General features: G+C 57.2%; 10 protein-coding genes. 7 read left to right on the top strand and 3 right to left on the bottom strand.

What is annotated here, in order from left to right:
* Positions 1 to 3: 3 nt before the first annotated feature.
* The 3 genes from recF to dnaA form a co-directional block, all read right to left on the bottom strand.
* Positions 4 to 1053 (bottom strand): DNA replication and repair protein RecF, encoded by a 1050-nt coding sequence (gene recF, locus KI787_05350; protein MBV6629366.1) that lies wholly within the window; start codon positions 1051 to 1053, stop codon positions 4 to 6.
* A 165-nt stretch (positions 1054 to 1218) separates the two neighbouring features.
* Positions 1219 to 2325 carry a DNA polymerase III subunit beta gene (locus KI787_05345; protein ID MBV6629365.1) on the bottom strand — a complete coding sequence of 369 codons (1107 nt, stop codon included), beginning with the start codon at positions 2323 to 2325 and terminating at the stop codon, positions 1219 to 1221.
* 223 nt (positions 2326 to 2548) lie between these two features.
* Positions 2549 to 3898, bottom strand: a complete 1350-nt coding sequence (dnaA, locus tag KI787_05340) for a chromosomal replication initiator protein DnaA (protein MBV6629364.1) — start codon at positions 3896 to 3898, stop codon at positions 2549 to 2551.
* Between the two features lie 168 nt (positions 3899 to 4066).
* On the opposite strand from dnaA, the gene rpmH reads away from it, so the two are divergent.
* The 7 genes from rpmH to aceF all read left to right on the top strand — a co-directional run bounded on the left by rpmH (position 4067) and on the right by aceF (position 12413).
* The gene (rpmH, locus tag KI787_05335; protein MBV6629363.1) at positions 4067 to 4201 is read left to right on the top strand and encodes a 50S ribosomal protein L34; all 135 of its coding nucleotides are present in this window, start codon (positions 4067 to 4069) and stop codon (positions 4199 to 4201) included.
* A gap of 164 nt (positions 4202 to 4365) precedes the next feature.
* On the top strand, positions 4366 to 4713 hold the full coding sequence (gene rnpA, locus KI787_05330; protein MBV6629362.1) for a ribonuclease P protein component: 348 nt from the start codon (positions 4366 to 4368) through the stop codon (positions 4711 to 4713).
* Complete coding sequence (yidD, locus tag KI787_05325) at positions 4686 to 4937, top strand: membrane protein insertion efficiency factor YidD (protein ID MBV6629361.1); 252 nt, start codon at positions 4686 to 4688, stop codon at positions 4935 to 4937. Before rnpA ends, yidD begins: the two co-directional genes overlap by 28 nt.
* A 20-nt stretch (positions 4938 to 4957) precedes the next feature.
* Positions 4958 to 6652: a membrane protein insertase YidC gene (gene yidC / locus KI787_05320; protein MBV6629360.1), complete on the top strand. Its 1695-nt coding sequence runs from the start codon at positions 4958 to 4960 to the stop codon at positions 6650 to 6652.
* Positions 6653 to 6700: 48 nt separating this feature from the next.
* A complete protein-coding gene (mnmE, locus tag KI787_05315) occupies positions 6701 to 7996 on the top strand; it encodes a tRNA uridine-5-carboxymethylaminomethyl(34) synthesis GTPase MnmE (protein MBV6629359.1) in 1296 nt (431 codons plus the stop codon).
* Positions 7997 to 8092: 96 nt separating this feature from the next.
* The gene (gene aceE, locus KI787_05310; GenBank protein MBV6629358.1) at positions 8093 to 10765 is read left to right on the top strand and encodes a pyruvate dehydrogenase (acetyl-transferring), homodimeric type; all 2673 of its coding nucleotides are present in this window, start codon (positions 8093 to 8095) and stop codon (positions 10763 to 10765) included.
* 13 nt (positions 10766 to 10778) lie between these two features.
* Positions 10779 to 12413, top strand: a complete 1635-nt coding sequence (gene aceF / locus KI787_05305) for a dihydrolipoyllysine-residue acetyltransferase (protein ID MBV6629357.1) — start codon at positions 10779 to 10781, stop codon at positions 12411 to 12413.
* Positions 12414 to 12453 lie beyond the last annotated feature (40 nt).

The following is a 12453-nucleotide window of genomic DNA, read 5'->3' as shown; positions in this document are numbered from 1 at the left end:
CGCTTAATGTTTCACGTGGAACATCACCTGAGGCTTCTCCGCCCCCTCAGGCCAATCGCAGCCGGGCGAGCTCAGGATGGCTTGGCGTGTGCTCTGGGCGACGACGCCCAAAGCCGCCTGCATGGATTCCGACGACAACTCGGACGCCCAGTCATCCCACAACAGAACTGGCTCTACGCCAGCCTCTGACAACGAAGTGATGAGCGCTAATTGAAAGCACAGCGCCAAAAGTTTAGTTTGTCCTCGAGATAACCAGTCTTTTGCCATCCCTCGCTTGTCGCGAACGACAATGTCAGCACGATGAGGGCCAGCCAGGGTATATCCCATACGCCGCTCCGAGTCGCGCAGAGCAGCCAAGTGATTACTCAGGCCCTGTTTGACATCCCAGCCCGGGCGGAAACTCAATTCCAGGTGAGGAAGTCGATCACCTGCGAGCGAGGCCAACAAGGAATGAATACGGGGGGCAACAGCATCCCACTGTCGTTGCCGATACTGATGGACGAGGTCGGCGCACTGAACCAAGCCTTCATTCCAAATCTCAGGGTTTTGACCTTGTTGTCGAATGGCCGCGTTCCGCTGAGCTAGAACGCGCTGGTAGTTCTGCCAGGCAGCAAGGAATGGATGTTCCACGTGGAACACTAATCGGTCGAGCCAACGCCGGCGCTGTTCGGACTCCCGCAGAAAGTCCATGCTGCGCTGAGGCTCAATCAGGACACACGGAAAACGCCGCTGCAAAAACGAGCGCTGTGGCTCGACCTGTCGGTAACGGAAAGTAGCGCCATCCCGAGTCAGCTTTGCTGCTAACGGCAAGGCAGCGTCTTGAGCAACCCGAACCTTTGCGATGGCTAACGCCGAATCGTGCTCATGTTGAATGAGTTGAGCATGACGGCGACTGCGGAAACTCCGTTTGTGAGTCAGCCAGTACAAAGCCTCGAGCAAGGAGGTCTTTCCACTGGCGTTATCTCCATGGAGCAAGTTAAGGCCTGGCGCGAACTCAATTCTCAGCTGCGTGAAACAGCGGAAATGCTCCAGTGTGAGGTCAACAAATTCCACCGTCTGATGCTACGCAAGCAACCAGCACATAAAGACCGTTGTTCGCTCATTGAGTCGGTGAAATTGGCAACACTGTGCAACGCCAACCATCGCCATGAGGCGCCGCACAGGGCCGTGTTTGAATTGAGCTAGGTATGTAATGACTGGTGTCTAAGCAGCGACTACTTAGAGCCGCATGGGCATGATGACGAACACCGACTCTTCTTGACCAGGCACCTTAATGACACCACTTGCGTCAGGCCCGCTGAGTCCCAAGCTGAAATGTTCGTTGTCCACGGCGCCCAAAGCATCGAGTAGGTAAGACACGTTGAAACCAATAGCCATGTCTTCTCCCACGTAGTCGATAGACAACTCTTCTTCAGCTTCCTCGTGCTCGGGGTTATGACTTTGAATGGTCATGAGGTCCTTGTTGAGCTTCAGTCGCACGCCTCGATATTTTTCATTGGACAAAATGGACACACGTTGCAGCGATGTCTTGAAGCCTTGGGAGTCGCCGGTGATCCAATGATCACACGCACCCGGTATGACCCTTTCATAATCCGGGTAACGGCCTTCGAGCAGCTTTGTCGTAAAGCGTGTGGCGCCAATATGCGCTTGGAGGCTGCGCTCATTAAAGGCCAAACTGATATCTGCATCACCAGCTTCTTGTAACAACCGCATCAACTCCTGGATGGCTTTACGAGGAATGATGAGCTGCTGGGTAGCACTGACGTTGGGAAGCTCCATCTCAAGCGTATGTGACGACAGTCGATGAGCGTCGGTTGCTACGCAGCGAATGCCGTCCGGACCTACTTCCCACAACATGCCGTTTAAATAAAACCGAACATCAGCGACAGCCATTGCAAAGTGAGTCCGTGCCAAGGCTTGCTTAAGTTTTGGTGCTGGCAGTTCAATTTGCGTAGCGTTCTCAAGCGCATCTGTATGGGGAAAATCATCTGCAGATAAGCAGCTCAATACAAACCGGCTTTTCCCGCTTTTGATGAGCAATCGTTGCCCATCCAAACTGCAGTCAATGCGCGCGCCTTCCGGCAAGCTACGGCAGATGTCACCAAATTTACGAGCTGGGATTGTGATCGTGCCATCTGCTTCTCCACTGATGGGAATCTGCGTGACGACTTCTAGCTCTAAATCGGTCCCCGTGAGTGTGAGTTGGTCCCCATTGCTCTGCGCTAAGACATTCGACAGCACCGCCATAGTCTGACGTCGTTCAATGACTGCGTTAATTGTTTGTAATGGCGCGATCAGGTCATCGCGTTCGCAGCTAAATTTCATGATGCGGTCCTGGGTTTTCTTTTCTGGTTGTAATGGCTGTTGTAGGGGTTGTGGACTCTGTGGAAAAACGCGAAAGCACGTTCATTGCCAGTAACTTGCGTGCCCACTATGCCATGAAGCGGCTGCCGGAGATATCCCCCCATAGCCTGTGGATAACACGGGGACAATGGTGGACAAATTTTCCGCCAACAACTTATCCACAGTCCGTATACATGCTGTGCGCTCATGGACTCAGAGCTCTTTCCAAGGCTGTGAGGTCACTATCTACAGCTGAGTCTGAACGACGCAACTTGGCGATTTTCCGACAGCCATGCAGGATGGTGGTGTGGTCACGCTTGTCAAAAGCGGCGGCAATTTCCGGATAACTATGCGAGGTTAGTTCCTTGCAGAGGTACATCGCGACATGTCGAGGAAGGGTGAGCGTTTTGGTTCGCTTTTTCGAACTCAAATCTTCTTTGCGTATCTGATAGAAGTCCGCAACACGACGTTGTATGGACTCGATGGTCACCATACGTTCGTGGCTCATGAGCATGTGGCGTAGGGCTGCACGAGCAAAGTCAACGGTAATCGGCCCGCCCACGAGGCGATATTGAGCGTTCAACATCCGCAACGCGCCTTCCAGCTCGCGAACATTGGAGCGAATTTTCTCGGCCACGAAGAACGCCACATCTTCGCTCAGTTCCAAGCCCTCTTCTTCGGCCTTGGTCAGCAAAATGGCGGCGCGTGTTTCTAGCTCAGGCGGCTCAATGAACACGCTCATGCCGCCCGCGAAGCGATTCTTGAGGCGCTCGTCCAGCCCTTCAAGCTCGCGTGGATAGCGGTCACAAGTCATCACAATTTGATGGCCTTCATCCAGCAAGGCATTAAAGGTGTAGAAAAACTCCTCTTGTGTCTGACGCTTGTCCGCGAAGAACTGAATATCGTCAATCAGCAGTGCTTGCTGAGAGCGATAAAATTTCTTGAAGTCATCGGTGCGGTTGTAACGCAAGGCCGACACCAAATCCGCCAAAAATTTTTCAGCCGGAATCAGAGTAATGGCGGCATCCGGATTGTTGTTGCGGATGGTGTGCGCCACGCTGCGCATCAAATGGGTTTTTCCCAGCCCAGTGTTCCCGCAGATCAACAAAGGGTTATAGGCCCGACCAGGGCTCTGGGCGACCTGTTCGGCGGCGGCTTTGGCCACTTGGTTTGATTTGCCCTGAACATAGTTGTCGAAAGTTTGCCGCCCATCGATCACTTGCACGCCACCGCCGTAACGGCTAGCAGGTGCTGCTGGCTGAGAGTTACTGCTACGCGTAGCGGTGGTGCTTGCGTCGCCGCCGGAGCGCGGCGGGTCGCCAACATGAACCTCCACACGCGCCAAGCGCCCCTGGCTCGATTGCCGCGCCGCGTCTTGAATGCGGCCTAAGTAGTCTTGGCGAATACGGTCACACACCACCTGGTTAGGGGCGTATAGGCTCAGCCGCTGCCCTTCATCAATGGCCTGCAGAGGTTGCAGCCATGTGCTGATGTCCAGCTCGTCTATCTGTCCGTCCAGCCACCGCAATACGCGGGACCAGCTGTCTTCTGTCATGCTTATTTATGCCTCGGTGGCAAGGGTGTGCTGTTGGCTAGGTGGGCTGCGAACAGCCTGCGAAAGGCAAGCATTGTGCAACTTGTGGATAAGTCCTGCATCTCTTGATTACACAGCTTGTTAGGCCCTATAATGCGGGGTTGATTTACCCCATTTACCGAGAACGTCATGAAGCGCACTTTTCAACCTAGCGTCATCAAGCGCAAGCGCACCCACGGTTTTCGCGCCCGGATGGCCACCAAAGGTGGTCGCCGCGTGATCAAAGCACGTCGCGCCCGCGGTCGGCATAAGCTGACGGTCTAAGCGAGGTCGAAACTTCAGCTAGCACTTGCATGCCCCATGGGTGCATTGGTTTAAAGCCTGCGCTTGATGACAAAGCGCGCTGATGAATCAAGCACACCTCTGGTATACAAGCGTTGGTCACCGTCGACCAAGCGTCGCTCCTAGTTCAAGCTGAGATCAGATTCATGCCAGAGCAATACCGACCCTGGCAACGTGTCCGTAGTAAGTACGATCACCAGAATCTGTTGCGGCGTGGAAAGCGGCAATATATCGGCCCCTTGGTGGTTCGCAGTTGCGATAACCACCAAGGGGCTGCGCGTTTGGGGACTGCTATTAGCAAACGCAGCTTGCGCCGTGCCGTCGATCGCAACCGCGTCAAGCGCCTCATTCGCGAAAGCTTTAGACACCAGGCCACACAGTTACCCTCGGTCGATGTGGTCATCAGCCTCAGCCAACGCGTGCGCCTCGATAACGAGCAGCAGTTGAATGCGGCACTGGATAAAACATGGCGACGCTTGAGCGAATTGCCCTAGCCGTCGCCGCCGTCATCATCCGCGGATACCAGCTATTTATTAGCCCCTTCTTGGGTCCGCGCTGCCGTTTTTATCCGAGTTGTTCACAATATGCGCGCGAGGCACTGCGCGAACATGGCTTGTGGACTGGAAGTCGCTTGGCCATACGTAGGCTCATGCGCTGTCACCCTGGCCACCCCGGTGGCTGCGATCCAGTGCCGCCGCAAGGCACACGGATCCCCTGAATTCATTTCGGATACTCACCATGGAACAACTGCGACTGATCTTGCTGGCCGGCCTGGCCTTTGTGGGGATACTGCTCTATCAACAGTGGCAGCAGCAGTCCGTACCGGCCTCAGTTGCGAATGCCCCTTTGAGCGCATCGGCCCAAGAGCTGGCACCAACCGCGGCAGCTACCCAAGCCCCAACAGCGGATGCACCTCCGCAACTACCGCAGGACATGCCAGATCAACCGCAGATCGAAGCACGGCCAATTGGCGGTGACAGCCCCTCCTTGTGGGTGCAAACCGATGTGATGGAGGCGCGCATCAGTCTGACCGGCGGGGATATTAAAGAAGTACGCCTGCTGGAATACCCGACGACCTCAGAGCCCGACGCGCCTCCATTGAGCTTCCTGGACGATTCCAGACAGCGCTTTTTTGTGGCGCAAAGCGGTGTAGTAAGCGCCGAAGGTAACAGTCCGCTGCACACCAGCCGCTGGACCACATCGCATGCGCAGGGCCGTTTGGAGTTACAAGCGGGCCAAGATCAACTTCCTGTTCAGTTCACGTGGACCGGCGCCGACGGCCGCCAAGTGCAGCGCACTTATCACTTCAAGCGCGGCAGCTATGAGGTGGAGGTGTCGCAGACTCTCTCCAATCAATCTCAAGCCCCATGGACAGCGAGCCCTTACTGGCGCTTCGTCCGCAATCTCGGCGGTGGAGATTCCGACGTACCCTTCGTGAATACATTCACCGGTGTGGGAATGTATGAGCGGGATGGGGATCGTTACAAGTTCCGCAAACACGACTTAGGCGACTTGCAAGATGAACCCGTGGCCGTCACTCAGCCTGCTGGCTGGACCGCCATCATGGAACATTATTTCCTCGCAGCCATTATTCCGCCGGCACAGGAAAGCAATAACCTCTACGCCCGGCCCAGCAAGATTGCCGACTTCCTCACCGAGTATGTGGCCGAGCCCATCCAAGTCGCACCGGGCGCCAATGCCGAACACAGCGTGAACCTCTATCTAGGCCCCAAACTGCAAAACGAGTTAGGCGACGTGGCGCCAGGCTTAGAGCTCACCATCGACTATGGGCTGCTCACGCCGATTTCCGAGCCGCTGTTTTGGGTGATGGACAAGTTTCATGACCTCACCGGTAATTGGGGCTGGTCCATCATCCTCGTGACGCTGCTGGTGAAGGCCTTGTTCTTCAAGCTCTCCGAAGCTCAATATCGCTCCATGGCGCGGATGAAGAAGTTTGCGCCGCGTATTCAGGCCCTGAAAGAGCGCTACGCGGATGACAAGCAGCGTCTGCATCAATCCATGATGGAGCTGTATCAAAAAGAGGGCTTCAACCCCTTGGCAGGCTGCTGGCCCATGTTGGTTCAGTTTCCGGTGTTCATCGCCCTGTATTGGGTGCTGCTCGAGTCTGTAGAGCTGCGGCAAGCCGATTTTGTCTTGTGGTTGAACGACCTCTCGGCTCCAGACCCCTTCTTTGTGCTGCCGGTTCTGTTCGGCGCATCGATGTTTTTGCAGCAAAAGCTCTCCGGTCAAGCCATGACCATGGAGCCCATGCAGCAGAAAATCATGACCATCATGCCCATCGCGCTGACCGTCTTCTTTGCCTTCTTCCCCAGCGGTCTGGTGCTGTATTGGTTCGTTTCCAACCTGATTGGTATTGGTCAGCAGTGGCTGATCACCAGGCGTATGGAAGAGCCTGCGCCAGCAAAGGCCTAAACGGCCACCGCGCGCGGCGCCTTCGCCCTCCTTACGGTGACTGACACCATTGCGGCTATAGCGACGGGCCCGGCGCCCGGGGCCGTCGGTATTGTTCGCTTAAGTGGGCCGCAGTCCTGGCCCATTTTGCAAAGCCTCTGTGCACTTCAAACGCCGCCATTGCCGCGGCAGGCGCGCTTGGTGAAGGCGCGTGATGAGAAGGGGGCCGTTTTGGATGAGGGCTTGGCCCTAGCCTTTAAGGCACCTGCCAGCTACACGGCCGAAGATGCCGTAGAGCTGCAGATGCATGGCAATCCCTACATTCTGGATGCCATCCTCCAGCGCTGCATTGCGCTGGGTGCGCGCCTCGCACTGCCCGGCGAATTTAGTCAACGTGCTTTTGAAAATGGGCAGTTAGATCTGGCGCAAGCCGAAGCGGTGGCCGACCTTATTGCTGCCGAGTCTGAAGACGCCGCACGTGCCGCTCAGCAAAGCTTACAAGGCGTGTTTTCCCAGCAATGCGAAGAGCTGGCGGTAGACACCCTGAGCCTACGGAGCCTGATCGAAGCCTGGCTAGATTTTCCCGAAGAGGATATTGGCCTCGCCCAGCGTGAGGATTGGGCCAGACGGGTCGATGAGCTACGCCATCGGCTGCAGACTTTGGCCCAGCAAGCCGAAACCGGCGTGCGTCTCACCCAAGGCATGGATGTGTTGCTGGTGGGCGCTCCCAATGCTGGCAAATCGACGCTGCTCAATGCCTTGGCGCGGCGCGAAGTGGCCATCGTCAGTGACCTGGCGGGCACCACCCGTGATTTGGTCAGCGAACATCTGCGCCTGAACGGCGTTCCGGTCCGCATTATTGATAGTGCGGGCCTGCGTGAATCTTCCGACCCCATTGAACAAATGGGAGTCCAGCGTGCCCATGCAGCAGCACAAACCGCCGATAGGATTATTGCCCTTGATGCCCCTGATGCCCCCTTGCCGGAACTACCAGCGAGTTGGGAACCACGGGTATTGCGTGTTCACAACAAATGCGATGCCTTGAACCAAGCAGCCGGCTGGCAAGGCGGAGAACTCCATCTATCGGCCAAAACTGGCGCTGGGCTGGATCAACTGGCACTCGCTGTGGCGGGGCGCCAACCTCGGCAAAGCGGCTTTTCTGCCCGCCGCCGCCATTTAGAGGCGCTGGCACTCGCCGAGCAGCATCTCGCCCAGTGTCAGCCGCAGTTGGCTGAGGTCAACACTTTGGAGCTGGCGGCTGAGGAGCTGCGCTGCGCGCAGGAATCTTTGAGCGAAATCACCGGCGAGGTGCATACCGAAGATTTGCTCGGCGCCATTTTCTCCACCTTTTGCATCGGTAAATAGTCTGCTCCGATTCCCGGCTCTGTTCCCAGCGAGGCTTTAGTTTCTGCGATGATGGGAAGGTCATAACCCAAGCAGAATGCAAAGGTGGGAGACCCAATGAGCGATAGGCCGATCAATCAGCATGCTGATGACGATCCGCAGGAAACCCAGGAGTGGCTAGAGGCCCTGGAAGCGGTAATTGCCCGTGACGGCCCAGAGCGAGCGCACTGGCTTTTGGAAAAACTCATTGAGAAGTCCCGCCGCTCAGGGGCTTATATCCCCTTTCAGCCGCATACGGCCTACTGCAACACCATACCGGCCCATGCCGAGGCCCGCTCCGATGGTGATCACGCTCTGGAGTGGCGCATCCGCTCGCTCATTCGATGGAATGCCATGGCCACCGTGGTCAATGCCAACCTCGAACATGAAGGCTTGGGCGGACATATTGCGTCTTTTGCCTCTGCGGCCACCCTTTATGACGTCGGCTTCAACCACTTCTTCAAAGGACCGGATCATGCCGAGGGGCCAGACCTGGTGTACATCCAGGGCCATTGTGCGCCCGGCGTTTACGCCCGCGCATTCTTAGAAGGGCGCATTGGCGAGGATGATCTGCGCCGCTTCCGCCGCGAAGCCAATGCGCCGGGTTTGTCCTCCTACCCCCATCCCTGGTTGATGCCAGATTTTTGGCAATTTGCCACCGTGAGCATGGGTTTGGGACCCATCATGGCAATCTATCAGGCCCGGCTCATGAAATATTTGAACAACCGGGAGATGGACCAGCGCAGCCACCGAAAAGTCTGGTGCTATTGCGGCGATGGCGAAATGGATGAACCAGAGTCTCTGGGCGCCATCGACATTGCCGCCCGCGAAAAGCTCGACAACCTCATCTTTGTGGTGAACTGCAACCTGCAGCGCCTGGATGGTCCAGTGCGGGGCGATGGCAAGATCATCCAAGAGCTGGAAGGTGTGTTTAGAGGCGCCGGATGGAATGTCATCAAGGTGGTTTGGGGCTCTGCCTGGGATCCGCTGTTGGACGCCGATCACAGCGGCAAGCTGCAGCAGCTGATGGATGAAACCGTTGACGGTGAGTACCAAGCCTTCAAAGCCCGCGGAGGCGCTTATACCCGAAAGCATTTCTTTGGCAAATATCCGGAAACCGCTCGCCTGGTTGAGCGCATGTCGGATGAGGAAGTCGGCAAGCTCAACCGCGGCGGTCATGACCCGCACAAGGTGTACGCCGCTTATCACCGCGCGGTGAACCAAAATAATGGCCGACCAACGGTCATATTGGCCAAAACCGTCAAAGGCTATGGCATGGGTGAGGCCGGTGAAGGCCAGAACATTACCCATCAGCAAAAGAAAATGGGGGAAAAGGCGCTCAAAGAATTTCGGGATCGCTTCGAGCTGCCGATCACCGACGAGCGCATTGCTGAAGCGCCTTTCTACAAGCCACCCGAAGACTCGCCGGAAATCCGCTACTTGAAACAGCGGCGCGAAAACTTAGGCGGATATTTACCGCAACGCCGCAGTGAGGTCGACGCACTCCCCATCCCGCCTTTGGATACCTTTAAGGCCCTGCTGGAAGGCACCGGAGAGCGGAAAATCTCAACCACCATGGCTTTTGTCCGCCTGCTGGGCACTCTGGTGCGTGATAAAACCATCGGCTCCCATGTGGTGCCCATCGTGCCGGATGAAGCGCGCACATTTGGCATGGAAGGCATGTTCCGGCAGCTGGGTATTTACTCGGCTGTGGGCCAGAAATACCGGCCAGAAGACGCCGACCAACTCGCGTTCTACAAAGAAGATATCCGCGGCCAAATTCTGGAAGAAGGCATTACCGAGGCCGGCAGCATGAGCTCCTGGATTGCGGCCGCCACCAGTTATGCCAACCACGGGGTGCCCTTACTGCCCTTCTACATCTTCTACTCCATGTTTGGTTTCCAGCGCATTGGCGATCTAGCCTGGGCTGCCGGTGACATGCGTGCCCGGGGTTTCTTGCTAGGCGGCACAGCCGGCCGGACAACCCTCAACGGTGAAGGGCTGCAGCATGAGGATGGTCATAGTCATATTCTGGCCGCCACCATCCCCAACTGCCGCAGCTATGACGCCACCTTTGCCTATGAAATCGCGGTCATCGTTCAGCGTGGCCTGCAGGCAATGTATGGGGAGCAGCAAGACCATTACTACTACCTCACCCTGGAGAATGAAAACTACGAGCACCCGGCCATGCCAGAGGGTGTGGAAGACGGCATCATGCGGGGCTTATACCCCTTTGCCATGGCCACCAAGCCCAAGAAAGCCCATGTGCGCCTGATGGGCTGCGGGGCCATTTTTCGAGAGATTCTGGCTGCCGCCAAGATGCTCGAAGAGGACTGGGATTGCAGCGTCGATGTGTGGGCTGCTCCTAGCTTTACCGAGCTTGCTCGCGATGGTCAGGACGCTGCCCGGCGCAAACTACTGGGGCACAAAACCGAAATTACGCCCTATGTGGAGCAATGCTTAGCCGACAGAGACGGCCCCGTTGTGGCCGCCAGTGATTACATCAAGGCTTGGCCAGAGATGATTCGCGGCTTCGTACCGGCCACCTTCCATACGCTGGGCACGGATGGTTTTGGTCGCTCAGATACGCGTGAAGAGCTCCGCGCCTTCTTCGAAGTCGACCGCCGCTGGATCGTACTCAGCGCCCTTCAGGGTTTGGTGGACGATGGGCTCAAGCCGGCGAATGTGCTCTCTAAAGCGCGCAAGAGCCTGGGAATTTCCGCCACTCACCGCAATCCTCGCCTAAGTTAAGAAGGGGCCAGCTATGGACATTCGTATTCCCGATATTGGTGACTTCGACAAGGTCCCAGTCATCGAGGTACTGGTGGCTGAGGGTGATACCGTGGCTGCTGAAGACCCGCTCATTGTGCTGGAGTCGGACAAGGCCACCATGGAAGTTCCGGCGCCGGCAGCGGGGACCATCACCAAGCTGCAGGTCAAGGTTGGTGACGAAGTGGGTCGAGACGACGTCATTGGCAGCTATGAGCCGGCCGACGACGATTCGGACGCCGACCCCGACCCCGACCCCGACTCGGATGCGGAGGACTCGACGACCGACAAGGCCGCCCCCAAGAACACAACGCCTGCAGACGACCAAGAATCACAGTCCGCCGACGACTCCGAGCCTCAGACCAAGCCGGTGACGGTTCCCGATATCGGCGACTTTGACAAAGTACCGGTCATCGAGGTGCTGGTAGCTGAGGGTGACAGCGTAGCTGCTGAAGATCCGCTGATTGTGTTGGAGTCGGACAAAGCCACAATGGAGGTTCCGGCCCCGGAGGCTGGCACCGTGACAACGGTCGTGGTGAAGCAGGGCGATAGTGTCGGTCAGGGTGACACTATCCTCCATCTGCAAACTCAGGCATCCGCCCCGTCCGCCGCGGCAAAGGATGACGCCGCCGCTCGGGAGGACAAGCCTCAGCCCAGCCAAGACGCTGCTGACAAACCCCAGACTTCAAGTCCGCGGGATGACAGCAAACCCCCACCGGCTGGTAAACGGCCGGTATCGGCCGCGGAACTACCCTATGCCAGCCCCTCCATTCGCAAGTTTGCCCGCGAACTCGGTGTGGACTTGCAGCAGGTCAAAGGCTCGGGGCGTAAGGGCCGCATCCTGCGCGAGGATGTGAAGGAGTTTGTGCAGCAGCGCCTGAGCTCCGACACCGGCGGCGCCGGCTTGCCACCAGCGCCGCAGGTGGATTACGCCAAATACGGCCCGGTGGGAGAGCTGCCTTTGGCCCGCATTCGGCAAATTTCCGCCACACATTTACACCGTAGCTGGCTGCATGTACCCCATGTCACGCAAAACGACTGGGCCGACATTACCGACCTGGAAGACTTCCGCAAACAGCACAATGCCGATGGTCCTCCGACCAAACTCACCTTGCTGGCTTTTGTGCTCAAGGCCTGTGCGGTTTTACTGCAGCGCTATCCCGACTTCAACAGTGCCCTGGCTGCAGATGGCAAGCATCTGATTCGCCGCCAGTACTGCCACTTGGGCTTTGCGGCTGATACGCCCAATGGCCTCGTGGTGCCCGTGATTCGCGACGTCGATCAAAAATCGCTGAGTGCACTCGCCGCCGAGGCGGCGGAACTAGCTGCCAGCGCGCGTGCGGGCAAACTCAAACCAGACCAAATGCAAGGAGGCTGTTTTTCTGTATCCAGCCTGGGCGGTATTGGTGGCTCGCATTTCACCCCCATCGTCAACAGCCCGGAGGTAGCGATTTTGGGCGTGTCCAAAGCGGTGATGCAGCCGCAATGGGATGGCCAGAGCTTTGTGCCGCGGCTGATGTGTCCGCTGAGTTTGTCATACGACCACCGCGTCATTGATGGAGCCGCCGCCGCGCGCTTCACCACCGAACTCGCCAGCATCCTGGCCGACATCCGCCGTTTATTGTTGTAGGGCCTGGATTCATAGAGATGCTCGCGCATATCCGGCACTT

The organism is Oceanococcus sp. HetDA_MAG_MS8 (assembly GCA_019192445.1).
GTDB lineage: Bacteria > Pseudomonadota > Gammaproteobacteria > Nevskiales > Oceanococcaceae > MS8.
This window is presented reverse-complemented; position numbering and strand designations above follow the sequence as displayed.